Here is a 15,530-nt window from a genome sequence, read left to right as displayed (position 1 = left end):
GGCGTCACGCGCGCTCCGGGATCTTGACGATCAGATCCTGGAACCCGTGGATGAAGCAGGAAGGTGTCCTTCTCGGCGCAGCCGTCACGTCGATCCGCCGGAAGCGCTTGAGGATCTCCTCCCACAAGATCCGCACCTGCAATTCGGCGGCCCGCGCCCCAATGCATCGATGGATGCCGGCGCCGAGGGCGAGCTGACGGCGCGCGTTGCGTCGATCGATCACGAACGCATCGCCCTCGTCGAAAATCCTCTCGTCACGATTGGCGGACAGATACCACAAGACGACCTTGTCGCCCTTGCGGATCCGCCGGCCTTCGAAATCGACGTCTCGCACGGCCGTGCGGCGCATGTGAGCCAGGGGCGTCTGCCAACGGAAGATCTCCGGTGCCAGGTTGCGAATGAGGCCGGGGTCCGCGCGAAGCTTGGCCAGCTCCGCAGGGTGGCGATCGAACGCCACGACGCTCCCGCTGATGCTGTTGCGGGTCGTGTCGTTGCCGCCGACGAGAAGCAGGAGGATGTTTCCGTGAAATTCCGCTTTCGCCATGTTGCGCGTTTCCGGGCGACTGGCGAGGAGTGATACGAGGTCGCCGCCGCTCGGATCGCTGAGCCGCTTCTCCCAGATCGAGTCGAACATCGCGAAGCATTCGTGCAAGGCGGCGAGCTTCGCCTCGATCGTCGGGAACAGGGGGTGGCCGGGAAGGGCCACGGCGGCCTCGGACCAGCGGATGAGGTCACGCGCATGTGCCTGGGGCACTCCGAGCAGAAGCGCGAGGGTGCGTGCGGTGAGCCCGATCGACACGCGATCGACCCAATCGAAAGCTGCGCCGATCGGCAGGTCGTCGAGGATTTCGGCGCACCACAAGCGGACCTGCTCGCCGAACGCGTTCATTCGATCGAGGGAGAAAGCCGGCGCCACCGCTTTCCTGTGCTCGCCGTGGCGCGGCGGATCCATCGAGATGAAAGCGGGGAAGAATTGCGGTTCGTCCGGATGCGAGGCGATCGTGATGCCGCCGTTGAAATGATCGGAAGAGAAGGTTTGGGGATCGAGTTCGATGGCCTCGACATCCCTGTGCCGGGTGATCGACCAATAGGCGCCGTAGAGGCCCCCGGCACAATAATGAACAGGCGCCTCGCGCCGCAGCCGATGCAGAGCATGCTCGGCGACGCCGAGCTCGAAATAATCCGGGCGCCCAACATCGAGCTGTTCGATCGGCAACCCGTCAATCTGATCCTTGAGGGATTGCGCGTGTTCGGGGGCGTTCCATGGGGCGTTCATGAGGTCTCCTCCTAAGGCGTCGGGTCTCTAGGGGGAGCGCGCTACCGTCTGGTTGCATCAGGGCGGCGGCGTGTTGCACGCGCAACAATCGTTTTACGATCGTTTGGAAATGCTTCCTGAAGAACGCGCAATTCGAAAAAAAACTTCTTGAGATATCGCGTCGCTGGCAAATCATATGGCCACCGAAGGAGAGATCATTTGGGCATCTTTATTCCATCTGTTACATCTGAAGCGCCATTCGACTTTTACGATTCAACCCGCGGCTTTATCGCTCCTCGCCAGAAGAGATCGTTCGCTGCAACGATTTCGGCAGCCGGCCCGCGCGGCCGCCGATCAAAATGATCAAGGAGACGCTCGTGACTCACCCTCCCGTCCGCAGGCACATCGAGACCTCGCACGGCGTGATCTCGGTCCAGGATAACCAACGGTCCGGCACGCCACTGGTGATGGTGCATGGCAATTCGTCCTGTGCCGCCGTGTTCGGCCGGCAATGGCAAGGAACCCTGGGCGAGAGTCTGAGGCTAATCAGTCTCGACTTGCCGGGGCATGGCGAGTCCGCAAATGCTTCCGATCCCGAGCGGACCTACACGCTGCCGGGCCTGGCGAGCGCGGTAACCGAGGTGATCGAAACCCTAGGGCTCGATGAGGCCATTGTTCTGGGCTGGTCGCTCGGCGGCCATATCGCGATCGAGATGATCGATCTGCTCCCCGGGCTGAAGGGGCTGATCCTCACCGGCACACCGCCGATCCGCCGCAATGGCTTTGCAGAGGGCTTTCTGGCCAATCCGGCGAAGTTGCCGGCCGCGAAGCGCGATCTGTCCGCCGATGAGGTCGAGGCTTTCGCCGGTGCGATGTTCGGAGAGCCCGTCGAGCCCTTTCTGCGGGCCGCGATCATCCGCTCGGACGGACGATTTCGGGAGCGGCTGTTCGCCGCGGCGCAGGCCGGCGCAGGGATCGATCAGCGGCATGCGGTCGAGAGCGCCACGCTCCCCATTGCGGTGATCAACGGAAGCCGCGATCCGTTGGTCAACCTCGCCTACATCGAAAGCATCCGGTTCGAGAATTTGTGGGGCGGGAGAGCCCATCGACTGAGCGGGGATGGCCATGCGCCCTTCTGGCATTCGGCACCGGCGTATGACGCGCTCGTCGCCGCGTTCACGGCGGATGTGACGGGCAGGCTGTCCAAGGTCGCCTGAAGCGGCGTCGTAAGCCGATCGCCCGCGACACGATTCCGGCCGCCACCCTCGCGGCCTGCTTGGCGGCGGTCATAGCTCCCCAGGAAGTCACCGGATGCGAAAAGTTCTGGCAAGATCGGGTCGTCCCGCTGCGCCTTCATCGAGCGATTGGCGGCGCCGAATATGCATGCTCCTCGCCGGCTGTGCTGCCGCGGGCCTCAGTCCGGCGCCTGGCGCCCCTGCGCATCTTCGCGCCGCGCCGCCGGCGTGGCGGACGCTCCCGGCGCAGCGGGCATTGCCGCCGATCCCGACGCAGCAGTATCTGCGCCGCGATGGCGCGCAGCTCTGGTTCGGCAGCATCGGCAAAGGTGCGCCGGTGATCCTTCTGCATGGCGGGCTGTCGAGCAGCCGCGCATGGAGCGAGCAGGTGCCGGCGCTCGCCGCCGCCGGCCATCGTGTTATTCTCATGGACTCCCGGGGCCATGGACGCAGTAGCCTCGGCGATCGGCCGCTGAGCTACGAACTGTTGGCCGCCGATGTTCTTGCCATAATCGATCGCCTGCAGTTGCAGCGCCCGGCGATCGTGGGATGGAGCGACGGCGCGGTCACTGCCCTCGTGCTTGCCAGGCGCCATGGCGCGCGGCTCGGCCGTGTGTACGCGTTCGGTGCGAACATGGATCGGCGCGGGGTTCGGAGCGGAGCTGGCGAAACACCGATCCTTGCCGCAGTCGCCCCGCGGCTCGTGGCAGATTACCGGGCGCTTTCCCAAACGCCTGACGCTTTTCCCCGCCTGAGTGCCGCCGTTCGCGCGATGCAGAAGGCTCAACCCGATTACGCACCGGAGGAACTCGGCTCGATTAGCGTCCCTGCGGTGCTGATCGCAGGCGCCGACCATGACGAGTTCATCACCGACGACCATCCCGCGTATCTCGCCGGCGCGATCCCCGGTGCCGAGCTCGAGATGTTCATCGCCGCAAGCCATTTTGCGCCCTGGCAGTGCCCCAGAACCGTCACGCGCTCGATCCTAGCTTTCCTCGACAAGGAGCGGCCGTCCTTTCGGATGCGGGGCAGGAACAATCCGGCTCTGCGGCGGCGGGCCGCGTCGGCGGCCGTGCCGCGGCAGCGACCCTGTGCCGACTGAGGGCGGGCGAGTGGCTGGCGCACAGCCCGCTTGCCGCACGCGAGTGCAGCGTCCCGCTCGGCTGCGGCCGCTCCCGGCGCTCGAGCGTTGAACATGCGCTGGAACGCTTTCTTCGATCGCCTGCTGGTCGCGGCTGCCGCGGCTGTGCTGATCGGCGGCATGGTCGCGTTGTCGCTGGTTGGAGAGCGTCCGCTGTCGCGACCCGCTCCGGCCCGGCTTCGCAGCGAGGCTCCGCCCCTTGTCTGTTTCGCTCCGGCGCACCGGTGGTCGGCCTGCGCTCCATGCTTGCCGATCCGGATGCCCGATCCGGCGCGCCGGTGCGACGCGGAGCAGATCGGGTCTCATGGATGAACCTTTCTGCAGAAACGCTGTGGCAAGAGGATCGGCCCGCGCCGCCCGGCTCCGAGACCGTGCACCACCGAGCCATCCATCGGCCAGGCGAACAGACGCGAGTGGAGGATGAAGAGGTCGCCGATGCCGGACGGAATTGAACAGTTGCGAGGCATTCAGGAGGTCGCCGACAGCCTGGGCATCACGCCGCGAACGTTGCGCTTGTACGAGGATCGAGGCCTGATCGCGCCCCAGCGCGTGGGAACCCAACGAGTCTATTCCCGGCGTGAGACCAACCGCATGCGGCGTATCCTCAGGGGCAAGCGGCTCGGCTTCTCCCTTCGCGAGATCCGCGAATTCCTCGCCCTCTATGACGCCGATCCTCGTCATGTCGTGCAGATGCGCGGATTAGCGGGCCGCTGCCGGGAGCGCATAGAAGAATTGCGGGCTCAGAAGGTCGCGCTGGAGCTGACCCTCGACGAGCTGGTGAAGATCGAGCGTGACGCTTTGGCGGGGATCGCCGACCTCTGCGACAACGGAGGATAGGTCCACGCCCGCACTTAGGGCAGCGGCCCCGGACCTGATGAAAGCGCGCAAGCAGGGCCGCGCGCATTGAGGCTCGGCACCGGCGCGGTGCCGCCGATGCCGAGCCGTGCATGCCTCACACCGGCTCGGAACTCGGGCGGGCCGCCAGGATGGCGACTGCAAAGAGGCCGCCGATGATGCCGACATGCTCCATCGCAGTGTGGAAGGCGATGGTTCGGGCGGGTTCCTCGGCGATCGACCAGAAGTGGTGTGCCACGATCACCGTCAGGCCGGTGAAGACGCCCAGCGCGCCGGCGCCCAGCCAGGCCAATCTGTCGACGATGATCAGGAAGGAACCTCCGAGCTGAACGGCGATCGTCGCGACGGCGAAAAAGGTCGCCGGATGAAGACCGAAATGGGTCATCTCGGCGAGTGCTCCCCCGAAATCGACGAGCTTGACGATGCCGCTCGCCCAAAAAGGAAAGGTCAGGGCCGTTCTGGCGATGAATGCGGCCGTGCGCCGCCGCAAGAGGCGTTCGATCGAAAGAGACATGAGTTTACTCCGGGACGAGAATTGAGGAGGAGCGACGCGTTCGCGCCGAGCGGCGGAAATGATCGGCACCGTTCGGGCCTGGAGATTGGACGCGGCGTCGCGTTCCACGCCGCCTTCTCGGGAGGCCGTTCTGCGGTGCTTGGATCGGGATGTCTGCCGTGACGCCGCCACTTGGACGAGCACATGCCCGACACAGCGCCGGCATGCCGATGCCGTCGATCCAGCATGCCAGCGTTGTGCCCGGGACGCTTGCCGAGGCCGCCGATCGAGGGATCAGTGCTGTCTGGGCAAGGTGTTGTTGACGGTTCTGTCTCCGCCCTGCCAACGGCGCAGCGCCTCGTGGGCGGTGGCGCGCTGGTGCACCGCGATGCTGTCCATCAGCTCGGGCTCCACCGCGAATTCGATCATCTGGCCGTCGGGATCCTGGACGTAGAGCGAGCGCGCGTAGCCGTGATCGAATTCCGAAGCCTCGAGGCCCGCTGCATGGAGCCGGCAGCGGAGCTGTTCCTGGTGATCCTCATTCACCCTGAGTGCCAGGTGGACGAACAATCCCTGCCTGTGCGCGGCATGTTGCTGTTGAATTTCGGGATCGGCGAAGTTGAAGAAGGACAGCGCGCTGCCGTCACCCAGCGCGTACAGGGAAAGGCTGAATTCGTGTGCGATGCCTCCGATGACTTCATGTTCGACCCAGAACCCGGTCAGCTCCATCCCGAGAATATCTTCGTAGAAGTGACGGGTTCGTTCCTGGTCGGAAGAGACGTAGGCTGCGTGGTGAAAACGGGGCAGGGCCGGAAGGGTCTTGAGATTCGGTCCCGACTCATCACGAATATTCGTGCTCATCTGCAACTCCAATCAGCGGCGAAATTGCCGTCCGATGCACCCTGTGCGGTTCCTCCTACGTGCACGTTGCGGTTCGGAGGGGAGTCATTACCATTGTAGTGCATGGGGATCGACCGAGACGTCTTCGAGTCATAGCTCAAAGCGATCGTCCGTAGATGACATACACCTTGTTGATGTCGCTTTGGATCGTTGTTGCGATGGAGAGCATTCCGCGATTGTCGTCCAATATCCAGCCGATCTCGCCGCGGGTCGCGCCGTATTTGTCGACGGCCGCACGGCGAATACGCTCGATCATCATGAAGGCGAGCTGATTGGCCAGTCTCGACGTCTGAAGCTCCTTGACCACGCCCATCAACGGAACGCGCATGGTCCTCACCTTGGGTTTGCGAAGCCACCAGAGCAGCTTGATCCAGCCAAACGGCAGGAGCGAGCCGTTGAGGCTTTTCGTCGCCTCGTTCAAATCGGGGAGGGTGAGCATGAAGGCGACAGGTCTGCCGTCCAGCTCGGCGATCTGGATGAGGTCGTTGAAGACGATCGGCTTCAGCTTCACGCCAACGTCGCGAATTTCCGGCTCGGTCAGCGGAACGAAGCCCCAATTCGATTTCCAGGCGTCGTTGAGGATTGCGAGAATGATCGCCGCCTCCTCCTCGAACCGGTTTTTGTCCGTGTCCCTGATGCGGATGCGCGGATTAGCCTCGCCGGACTTGATGATCCGCTGGACGATCTTCGGAAAATTTCCGGTGATGTCGAGCTCGTAGGTCAGGAGCTTCTTGACCGGAGAATATCCCGCACGCTCGATCCAGTCGCGATATTCCGGCCGGGCGTGGCCCATCATGATGGTCGGCGGATGGTCGAATCCCTCGACGAGCAAGCCGGGCTCTTCCCAAATCGACATGCTGATGGGTCCCAGTGCCCGGGTCATGCCCTGATCGCGCAGCCAGCGCTCGGCGCGCGCCACCAAAGCGAGGAAGATGTCTTCCCGCTCGGCCTCCATCAAGCCCCATTGACCGACGCCGGGACCAAAGCCCTGCTCCCGCGGCATGGTGAGCGCGAGCGTGTCGATATGGGCCGAAATGCGCCCGACCACGCGCTTCCCTTCGCAAGCAAGGAAAAGCTGGACCTTGGCGTGGCTGAACCAGCCGTTCTTTTCGGGGGTGATCAGCCCCAGCGCCTCACCCTTGAGCGGCGGTACCCAATGCGGGTCGTCACGGTAGAGCCGGAACGGCAGGTCCACGAAGGCCTTGCGGTCGTTGGCGGTGATGACGGGCGCGATCGTTACGGTATGCAAGCGTTGCCTTTCGGATTGATCCCTTGACCACGCCGGCCTCAGCCAGAAAGGCTCGGTCTTGCATGGCACGAGGGACATGATCTTCGAGCTCTAACCACCTGCGACGCGAGAACCATCGAAACATAGTTTCCGTCGTAATCATGGCGAGCGATGTAGACCGAGGTGCTTCGATGTCTCTTTTCTTTCCCAGTCCGCTACAGCGGTAGTCATCGGAGTGTACGAAGGAGCAATCGGAGCCGCTATCTGTCGAAGCGAGTGAATGAAGGAGCATTCGATGCGATCCGAGATCCGGGGGCTTGTTGACCAAGCCGGCTCCCAGCACAGCGCGGTTCAGAGCGGTCCGAGCGTGCGGTGGCGATGAACTCGGCACCGGCTGCGAAGAGTCGCATTGACGTCGGCCGTCGTCAGTGGCGATCGGTCCTGCTCGCTGCACTTGGCGGCGGCCTCGAATATTATGATTTCATCGTCTACGGCATTTTCGCCCAGGCGATCGCCGCCGCCTTCTTTCCGGCCGGAGACCCGCTGGCATTGACGCTTGCCCTCGCGATCTTCGCGATCGGCTATCTGGCGCGGCCGATCGGCGGCATGATCTCGAGCCATTATGGCGACCGCTACGGCCGCAAGACCGTGTTCGTGGTCACCGTCTTCACCATGTCGGCCTGCACGCTCGCCATCGGCCTGATCCCGACCTATGCGACATGGGGCCTCGCCGCCACCTTCCTGCTGGTGCTGCTGCGCTTCATCCAGGGCCTATGCATCGGCGGCGAACTGCCGGGCGCGATCACCTTCGTCGTCGAGACGGCGGGAAAGCGGCCGGGTCTTGCCTGCGGGATCGTCTTCGCCCTGGTCAATGGCGGCGTGCTGCTCGCCGCCTTCGTCAACCTTGCCCTCGGCGCATGGCTCAGTCCCGCAGCGATGCTCGATCATGGCTGGCGGATCGCCTTCGTGATCGGCGGCTTGCTCGGTCTGCTGAGCTTCTGGCTGCGCCGCAATCTGGAGGAAACGCCTGAATTCCTCCGCATCCGCCACGACGCCGCGCGCCAGCCAGTGCGGGAGGTGCTGCGCACGCATCCGGGTTCGATCCTGCTCGGCTGCGCCGTGGTGGCGCTGACCGCCGGGTTCAACGGCCTGCTGTTCGCGCACATGCCGGCCTATCTCGGCCAGGTGCTCGGCTACGACCGCCAGGCGGTGGCGATCGCGATGAACGTCGCCCTGCTCGCCATGTCGCTGTCGCTGCTCGCCGCATCGTGGTGGGCCGACCGGGTGCCGCCCAATTTCCTGCTGCTCGGCTCCTCCGTGCTGCTGCTGATCGGCGGACCCCTGGCCTATTCCCTGCTCGCCCGTGGCGACGCCAACCTTCTCGTCGTGCTGCCGCTGCTGGCGATTGCCGTCGCGGGCGCAAACGGCAGCTTCGCCTATCTGATCGCAGGCCTGTTTCCGGCCCGGGTACGATTCAGCGGCGTCGCGCTGTCGCTCAACATCAGCTTCACCCTGCTGAGCGGCCTCGGCCCTCTCGCCGCCAACGCACTGATCCAGGCGAGCGGCCGGCCGGCAGCGCCGGGCCTGATCGTCGGCGCCGTCGCGCTCGTAGGCCTGGTCGCTAGCCTGGGGTTGGTCGCCGTGCCGCGGCCAACCGAGGCCAATCAGCGACCGGAAGGTGTCGAATGAACCCGTTTTGCCAAAAGTGGAAAGGTACGCTGCTTCCCACGGCTGCCCTGATCGCCCTGCCGTTGCTCTTCCTGGTACGCGCCTTTGCCGCCGATGCGTGCGTTGCCCCAAAGGCAGGCGCGGACGTGGCGCAAGCCCCGGCGGGAGTCGATCCAACCGCATCCCTCCTGTCGCGCCTTCGCCCGCCATCACCGGACGCCATTCGCAGCTACGTCGATTCAGGGGCGGTGTCCGCGCGGCCATATCTCCTGAACGCTGCCCAAAGGGCCAAGGTGGACGATGCCCTGCGCAACCTACCCGCGTTACATCGGCAGAAACTGCACGCGCATCTGCGTCACCTCAGCTTCATCGATGTCCCTGCAGGGGCGGGCAATGGACTTACCGCGGTGGTGAACGACGGAAGCTTTCCGGTGTTCGATCTCACCCTTCGTGCCGGGATTTTGAACGAGTCACTCGCGGAGTTCCTGACCAGCAAAGAGCGGGCGATTTTCGCCGATGACGGCTCCGGATCGACCGTGACCATCGACGCGCCTGCAAATGCTCTGGACTATGTCCTTCTTCACGAGGCGACACATATCGTTGACAATGTCCTGGCCGTTACGAGGAAGCTGGATCCGAGATTTACCTCGTCGATCTGGTTGGATCGCACGTCTCTTCACCCCTCCTGGGCCAAATCGCCGATTGCGTCGAACCTCTTTCGCCGCGGACCCAGGATCCCGATTTCGTCGGCACCGGGCCTTTACACGTCGTTGGTCAACAGTCCTTTCGTCTCATTATACGCGACCGCCGCAGCCCCGGAGGACTTTGCGGAGCTCGTTGCCTGGCGCGAAATGTCAAAGCGCCACCGGCAGCCGCTCACCATAACCGTTCGAGACAATAGAGGGGCGGTGATCCATCGAACTCAGCCGTTCGACAATGATCGATTCACCAGGCGCTTTGCTGCCGTGGACGCACTCTTCGGCGGTTGCGCTGCACGCCGACGGTGATCGTGGACAGCACCGCACCTGCTCGTGGCCGGCACGCTTCCTAAAACGCGAGCACCGTTGGCTGCCATGAACGGCGGTCCGCCTGCCCGCCAAGACCGTTGCAATCTCTGCTACCGCCCCCTAGTGGCTGCGAATGATTATCAATAGCGAAGGTCTAATTTCTTGAGGGGGCTTTATCATCTCGGAATCGCCGCGTTGGTCGCGATTCCCGGAGGTGCCTTTGCGCAGGATGCGAGGCAGGACGAAGATGAGATCATCGTCACGGCCCAGCAGGCGCAGAGGCAGGTCGTGTCGGACGGGGCGATCGGCGTCCTCGGCAATCTCGATGCGCTCGAAACGCCGTTCAACGTCACCGGCTACACTGCCCAGCTGATCCTCGACCAGCAGTCGGAAACGATCGGCGACGTGCTCGAGAACGAGCCGTCGGTCCGCACCACCTACGGCTTCGGCAACCAGGCGGAGCTGTTCGTGCTGCGCGGGTTTACGCTAAGCGGCGACGACGTGTCGATCGACGGCCTCTACGGCGTCACCCCGCGCCAGCTCGTCTCACCCGAACTCTACGAGCGGGTGCAGGTGCTGAACGGCGCCAACGCCTTCCTGTTTGGGGCGGCGCCGGGCGGATCCGGGATCGGCGGCAGCATCAATCTGGTGCCCAAGCGGGCCGAGCGCACCCTGCTACGCGCCACCGCAAGCTACGGCGCCGACAGCCTGTTCGGCGGCAATTTCGACGCCGGCACCAGGTTCGGGCGTGACAACATGCTCGGGCTCCGCGTCAACGGCATCTACCGCGAGGGCGAGACGGCGGTGGACAACGACCGGCGCCGGGTCGGCGTGCTCGGTGGGAGCTTCGATGTCCGCACCGGGCCGGGCCGCTTCTTCCTCGACATCGGCTATGAGGACCAGAACGCCTACCAGCCGCGCACCACGGTGCGGCTCGCCGCCGGCCAGCCGGTGCCGGACGCGCCTGATCCGAGCTACAATCCCGCCCAGCGCTGGACCTACACGGAGCTGCGCGACCTTTATGTCCTCGCCCGCGCCGAGGTCGATGTCGCGCCCAACATCACCGCCTTCCTCGCCGCCGGCATGCGCAACGGCACCGAGGAAGGGGAATATTCGACGATCACCGTCACCAACGCCGCAACGGGGATCGGCACCGCCGCGCGGCTCTACGTGCCGCGCGAGGATCACAATCAGAGCGGCCAGGCCGGACTTCGCGGGCGCTTCCAGACCGGGCCTATCAGCCATCGCTTCAGCCTCGGCGCATCGGTGAACTTCCTCGAGAATCGCAATGCCTTTACCTCGGGTAATTTCCCGCTAGCCGCGCGCCAGGGCTGCGCCGCCGCGCCGGTGGCGGTGACGAGCTTCTGCACGAGCATCTATGACGCTCGGATGGTGGATTTGCCGACCAATGCCACCCTGCCGTCGGCGGGCGGCGACCTCGTTGACCTGCCGCGCGCCTCCACCGCGGAGTTCACCAGCTTCTACGCCTCCGACACGCTCGGCCTGTGGAACGATCGCGTCCTGGTGACGGCCGGTGCGCGGCACCAGCGGATCGGCGTCGACGCCTATAATCGCGGCACCTTGCTGCGTACGACCAGCTATCGCGAATCGGCGACCACGCCCGTCGTCGGGCTCGTCGTCCGGCCGACCGAGCGCCTGTCGCTCTACGCCAATCGCATCGAAGGCCTCGCCCAAGGCCCGACGGCGCCGCTCAACGCGAACACGCTCAATGCCGGCGAGGTGTTCGCGCCGTTCCGTTCGGTCCAGTACGAGATTGGCGGCAAGATCGCGTTGCGCGGTCTCACCGGAACCGTGGCACTCTACCAGATCACGCAGCCGAGCGCGTTCAGCGCGTCGACGCCGACGCCGACCAACCCCAATGCGCTCACCTTCGTCGTCGACGGCGAGCAGCGCAATCGCGGCGTCGAGGTCTCGCTGAACGGCGAGCCGACCGACTGGCTGCGCATCATCGGCGGCTTCGCGCTCAACGATGCCAAGCTGACCCGCACCCTCAACGGCATCAATGACGGCCGCAGCGCGATCGGCGTGCCGGATCTCCAGGCCAATCTGGGCGTGGAGCTGGTGCCGCCCTTCCTGCGCGCCGCGACGATCACCGCGCGCGTCGTCCACACCGCTGCCCAATATCTGGATGTCGCGAACAGCCAGCGCGTGCCCGCCTGGAGCCGCGTCGATCTCGGTATCCGCTACGTGCTCGTCGCCGCCGACCATCCGGTCACATTGCGGCTGAGTGCCGAGAACGTCACCAACGAGGGCTATTGGGCGTCGGCCTTCGGCGGCTACCTGCTTCAGGGGCAGCCGCGCACCCTGCGCTCGTCGGTCACCTTCGAATTCTGATCGCCCGAGGGAGCCGATGACGAACCGCACGATCAAGGCCTGGTACCTGGTCCACAAATGGACCAGCCTCGCCTGCACGATCTTCCTGCTGATGCTGTGCGTCACCGGCCTGCCGCTGATCTTCCACGACGAGATCGACGCGGCCAGCGGAAACAACAAGGCGCTGAAGGCGCTCTCGGCCGGCACGCCGCTCAAGACCTATGACGAGATCGTCGCTACGGCTGTCGCCATGTTCCCCGGCGAGCGCCCCTTGTTCATGAGCTGGGACGACGATCGGCCTGTGGTCAACGTCACCACCGGCCCCGAGGCGCGGGTCGGTGCCGACCAGATGCACATCACCGCTTTCGATCTGCGCACCGCCGAGGCTGTCGGCGATCTCAACGGAGGCGGCGTGATGGATTTCCTCCTCACCCTGCACGTCGACATGTTCCTGGGACTGCCAGGGAAGCTTTTCCTCGGCTTCATGGGCGTCCTGTTCTTCGTCTCGATCGTCTCGGGTGCGGTGGTCTACGCGCCGTTCATGCGGCGTCTGAAGTTCGGCACGGTGCGGGTGTCGCGCAGCAAGCGGGTCCGGTGGCTGGATCTGCACAATCTGCTCGGAATCGTCACCCTGATGTGGCTGAGCGTCGTCGGCCTCACCGGCGTGATCAACACCCTGTCCGAACCGCTCGTCGACGTCTGGCGGCGGGATCAGCTGGCCGAGCTGACCGCTGCCTATCAGGGGCTGCCGCCGGTACCGGTCGAACGCTTCGGGTCCCTGCAGCGCGCGGTCGCCACGGCGCGCGCCGCCGCGCCCGGCATGGAGCCGCAATTCGTCGCCTTTCCGGGCGTGCGCTTCACCAGCGAACATCATTATGCGGTGTGGCTGCGCGGCGGCACCCCGGCGACCAACCGAATCTTCCGGCCGACCCTGATCGACGCGCAGACCGGCGAACTGACCGCGAGCCGGCGCATGCCCTGGTACATGCTGGCGCTGCGCCTGTCGCAGCCGCTTCATTTCGGCGACTATGGCGGGCTGCCGCTCAAATTGTTGTGGGGCCTGCTCGACATCGCCGCAATCGTGGTGCTGATCAGCGGCCTCTATCTCTGGCTCGGCAAGCGCCGCGTTTCGCTCGAGGCGCGCCTGCGCGAATTGCGCCGCGGCGGCGAGCCGGATGGCGCATGGGTGCCGGCGGAATGACGCGGACAAGCGGCGGTCGCGGCCATTCCGTCTTCGCTATTCCGATCGTCCTCGCCCTGCTCAGCCTCGCCGGCCTCGTCGTCGGGCTGATCGGCGACGGCCTGTACGATCTCGTTTCGTGGATCGCGCTCGCCGCTCCGATCATCGCGATCGGCTGGGCGCTCGTGCTGCGACGGAGGTGATCGCGGCTTCGCAGGCGGATCCGCCGATCAGGGCGAGGGCGGCCCCGCCGCCTCGGTCTGCTGGAGGCGCGCTATCGCAGCGAGCAGCTCCGCATTGCTGAACGGCTTCCGCAGCACCGCGACGTCGTCGGGGAGCCCTTCCGTCGCGGTGACGAAACCCGTGACGAGCAGGACCGGCAGCTGTGGATGATCCGCCCGAAGCTGTCGGATCAGATCGCCGCCCGATTTGCCGGGCATCACGAAGTCGGTAACGACGGCATCGAATCTCCCGTCCTCCCGCAGGCGCTGGAGGGCTTGGTCGACGTTCGCGGCCTCGACGATGTCCTGATCGGCGTCGCGCAGCATCTCCGCGGTGGCCGTGCGGACACCGTCGTCGTCGTCGACGAGCAGGATCCGGCCGGACGAAAGGCGCGTCGGCATCGCCACCGGCGACTGGGAAACGACCGGCGCCTCCCGGCTGCAGGGCAGGACGATCGTTGCCGTGGTGCCGGTGCCCACTTCGCTGCGCAGGCGCAGCGCGCCTCCGGATTGGGCGGCGAAGCCGTCGATCATCGAAAGGCCGAGACCCGTCCCCTTGTCGACGGCCTTGGTGGTGAAGAACGGATCGACCGCATGCTTGAGGGTGGCCTCGTCCATGCCGCTTCCGGCATCCTCGACGGCCACATAGACATAGTCTCCCGGCGGGAGCCCGTCGATCATCTCGGGCGATGCCGACCCGGTCGCAATGCGCAGCGTGCCCCCGCACGGCATTGCGTCGCGCGCGTTGATGACCAGGTTGAGAATGGCGAGTTCCAGCTGCCCGGGATCGGCCAAGGCGGGGCGGGCCGGCCCTTCCGCCTCGACGCGCACCTCGATCACCGGAGTGAGCGAGCGGGCGATCAAATCAGACATGTTCTCGATCAGCATTCGTAAATCGAGCGACCTGGGGGCGAGATTTTGTCGGCGCGAAAAGGCCAGCAGCCGGCCAACCAGAGACCGGGCGCGCTCGGCGCTCGCCAGCGCCGCATCCGCGTAGCGCGCGCTGCGTTCGTCCGTCGTCCTCCGGCGAATCATGTCGAGGCCGCCCAATATGGGCGTGAGCAAATTGTTGAAGTCGTGCGCGACGCCGCCGGTCAGCCGCCCCAGCGCCTCCATCCGCTGGCTTTGCAGCAAGGCTGCGTCGCGCTGGCGCCCTTCCTTCAAATCCGCCGCAAGCATTCTTGCCAGCAGCAAGACGACGCCGAGACATAGAAGCGCCGCGAGGATCAGGAGCAGAACGGCTCGCTCGACCGGCGCGGAGAAGATCCTCGCCGGCGCAGTGATGCGCACCGTCCAATCCGTTCCCGCCACCGGTGCGGATCGCTCCAGCAGGTCGGCGCGCCCACCCTGCGCGGCGAGCTGCCCCGACGCGGTGACCGGACTGTTGCTGGCGTCGATGACGGAGGCCGTCCAACCGTCCGGAAGATCCTCGAACAGGAGCAGATCGCGAAGTCTCGTCGCCGGCACCACCGCCGTGACGACGAAGCGGACCCGGCCGCCCTTCAGCACGGGCGCCCGGATCGCGAAGGCGCGGACCCCGCCCGGCCCCGCGACGACGTTGCCGATCGTCGGTCGGCCGCTGGCGACGACTCGGCGGAGACTGGTCATTTCGACGACCTTGCCGGTCTGTTTCCCGCCAATGGCGATCGGCACGTCGGCGATCCGGTTTCCCGCCGGATCGGCGAGGGAAACGGTGCGCCAGTCCGGCTGGTTGGCGACGATGCGCGCGGCCAGGATGCGGAACCGCTGCAGGTCGGGCACGCCGTCCAGGGCTGGCGACTGCGCCACCATTTCGACCGCTCTCAGGTTGCTCTGCAGCTTGACCGAAAGCAGAGCCGCCGCGAACCGCGCGTCGGTCTGCGCCTGCCGCTTCAGCGCCGCTTCTTCGTTGGCGAGGGTGATCGCACCGAAGGTCCCGCCGAGCGCGATCACTGGCAGCAGACCGGCGAGGATGAGGAGGGAAACCGATCGACGCACGCGTGCCAGACAGATTAGCGGAGACAGGGGATTAGC

At 65.5% G+C, this 15,530-nt stretch carries 13 protein-coding genes; 8 read left to right on the top strand and 5 right to left on the bottom strand.

Going from position 1 to position 15,530, the window contains the following annotated elements; genetic code table 11:
• Positions 1-4 precede the first annotated feature (4 nt).
• A complete protein-coding gene (locus tag ETR14_RS07150) occupies positions 5-1,276 on the bottom strand; it encodes a cytochrome P450 (protein WP_129384018.1) in 1,272 nt (423 codons plus the stop codon).
• A gap of 356 nt (positions 1,277-1,632) precedes the next feature.
• Between ETR14_RS07150 and ETR14_RS07145 the strand changes: the two genes are divergently transcribed.
• The 3 genes from ETR14_RS07145 (at position 1,633) to ETR14_RS07135 (ending at position 4,468) form a co-directional block, all read left to right on the top strand.
• Positions 1,633-2,472, top strand: coding sequence for an alpha/beta fold hydrolase (locus ETR14_RS07145; protein ID WP_206185994.1), 840 nt, complete (start codon positions 1,633-1,635; stop codon positions 2,470-2,472).
• Between the two features lie 166 nt (positions 2,473-2,638).
• Positions 2,639-3,592 (top strand): alpha/beta fold hydrolase, encoded by a 954-nt coding sequence (locus tag ETR14_RS07140; RefSeq protein WP_129384016.1) that lies wholly within the window; start codon positions 2,639-2,641, stop codon positions 3,590-3,592.
• Between the two features lie 474 nt (positions 3,593-4,066).
• The gene (locus tag ETR14_RS07135; protein ID WP_206185993.1) at positions 4,067-4,468 is read left to right on the top strand and encodes a MerR family transcriptional regulator; all 402 of its coding nucleotides are present in this window, start codon (positions 4,067-4,069) and stop codon (positions 4,466-4,468) included.
• Positions 4,469-4,583: 115 nt separating this feature from the next.
• Here the strand turns inward: ETR14_RS07135 and ETR14_RS07130 are convergent, their stop codons facing one another.
• The 3 genes from ETR14_RS07130 to ETR14_RS07120 all read right to left on the bottom strand — a co-directional run bounded on the left by ETR14_RS07130 (position 4,584) and on the right by ETR14_RS07120 (position 7,128).
• Positions 4,584-5,000 carry a DoxX family protein gene (locus ETR14_RS07130; RefSeq protein ID WP_129384014.1) on the bottom strand — a complete coding sequence of 139 codons (417 nt, stop codon included), beginning with the start codon at positions 4,998-5,000 and terminating at the stop codon, positions 4,584-4,586.
• A gap of 273 nt (positions 5,001-5,273) precedes the next feature.
• Positions 5,274-5,840 (bottom strand): VOC family protein, encoded by a 567-nt coding sequence (locus tag ETR14_RS07125; protein WP_129384013.1) that lies wholly within the window; start codon positions 5,838-5,840, stop codon positions 5,274-5,276.
• A 136-nt stretch (positions 5,841-5,976) separates the two neighbouring features.
• Positions 5,977-7,128: an N-acetyltransferase gene (locus ETR14_RS07120; RefSeq protein ID WP_129384012.1), complete on the bottom strand. Its 1,152-nt coding sequence runs from the start codon at positions 7,126-7,128 to the stop codon at positions 5,977-5,979.
• A gap of 357 nt (positions 7,129-7,485) precedes the next feature.
• On the opposite strand from ETR14_RS07120, the gene ETR14_RS07115 reads away from it, so the two are divergent.
• The 5 genes from ETR14_RS07115 to ETR14_RS07095 all read left to right on the top strand — a co-directional run bounded on the left by ETR14_RS07115 (position 7,486) and on the right by ETR14_RS07095 (position 13,499).
• Positions 7,486-8,796, top strand: coding sequence for an MFS transporter (locus tag ETR14_RS07115; RefSeq protein ID WP_129391491.1), 1,311 nt, complete (start codon positions 7,486-7,488; stop codon positions 8,794-8,796).
• Complete coding sequence (locus tag ETR14_RS07110; protein WP_129384011.1) at positions 8,793-9,782, top strand: hypothetical protein; 990 nt, start codon at positions 8,793-8,795, stop codon at positions 9,780-9,782. Before ETR14_RS07115 ends, ETR14_RS07110 begins: the two co-directional genes overlap by 4 nt.
• 162 nt (positions 9,783-9,944) lie before the next feature.
• On the top strand, positions 9,945-12,137 hold the full coding sequence (locus tag ETR14_RS07105) for a TonB-dependent siderophore receptor (RefSeq protein WP_129384010.1): 2,193 nt from the start codon (positions 9,945-9,947) through the stop codon (positions 12,135-12,137).
• A 16-nt stretch (positions 12,138-12,153) separates the two neighbouring features.
• Positions 12,154-13,317 carry a PepSY domain-containing protein gene (locus ETR14_RS07100; RefSeq protein ID WP_129384009.1) on the top strand — a complete coding sequence of 388 codons (1,164 nt, stop codon included), beginning with the start codon at positions 12,154-12,156 and terminating at the stop codon, positions 13,315-13,317.
• Entirely contained in the window at positions 13,314-13,499 is a 186-nt protein-coding gene (locus tag ETR14_RS07095; protein ID WP_129384008.1) for a hypothetical protein, read from the top strand. The genes ETR14_RS07100 and ETR14_RS07095 overlap by 4 nt, the downstream gene beginning before the upstream one ends.
• Before the next feature lie 27 nt (positions 13,500-13,526).
• Here the strand turns inward: ETR14_RS07095 and ETR14_RS07090 are convergent, their stop codons facing one another.
• Entirely contained in the window at positions 13,527-15,494 is a 1,968-nt protein-coding gene (locus tag ETR14_RS07090) for a response regulator (protein WP_165356354.1), read from the bottom strand.
• Positions 15,495-15,530: the final 36 nt, after the last annotated feature.

It is taken from the genome of Sphingosinicella sp. BN140058 (assembly GCF_004135585.1).
Classification (GTDB): Bacteria; Pseudomonadota; Alphaproteobacteria; order Sphingomonadales; family Sphingomonadaceae; genus Allosphingosinicella.
This window is presented reverse-complemented; position numbering and strand designations above follow the sequence as displayed.

Bases quoted from the DNA above. Each gene is read 5' to 3' on its own strand.
- ETR14_RS07150 (WP_129384018.1), bottom strand. From the start codon at position 1,276: ATGAACGCCCCATGGAACGCCCCCGAACACGCGCAATCCCTCAAGGAT.
- ETR14_RS07140 (WP_129384016.1), top strand. From the start codon at position 2,639: ATGCTCCTCGCCGGCTGTGCTGCCGCGGGCCTCAGTCCGGCGCCTGGC.
- ETR14_RS07135 (WP_206185993.1), top strand. From the start codon at position 4,067: ATGCCGGACGGAATTGAACAGTTGCGAGGCATTCAGGAGGTCGCCGAC.
- ETR14_RS07130 (WP_129384014.1), bottom strand. From the start codon at position 5,000: ATGTCTCTTTCGATCGAACGCCTCTTGCGGCGGCGCACGGCCGCATTC.
- ETR14_RS07125 (WP_129384013.1), bottom strand. From the start codon at position 5,840: ATGAGCACGAATATTCGTGATGAGTCGGGACCGAATCTCAAGACCCTT.
- ETR14_RS07115 (WP_129391491.1), top strand. From the start codon at position 7,486: ATGAACTCGGCACCGGCTGCGAAGAGTCGCATTGACGTCGGCCGTCGT.
- ETR14_RS07110 (WP_129384011.1), top strand. From the start codon at position 8,793: ATGAACCCGTTTTGCCAAAAGTGGAAAGGTACGCTGCTTCCCACGGCT.
- ETR14_RS07100 (WP_129384009.1), top strand. From the start codon at position 12,154: ATGACGAACCGCACGATCAAGGCCTGGTACCTGGTCCACAAATGGACC.
- ETR14_RS07095 (WP_129384008.1), top strand. From the start codon at position 13,314: ATGACGCGGACAAGCGGCGGTCGCGGCCATTCCGTCTTCGCTATTCCG.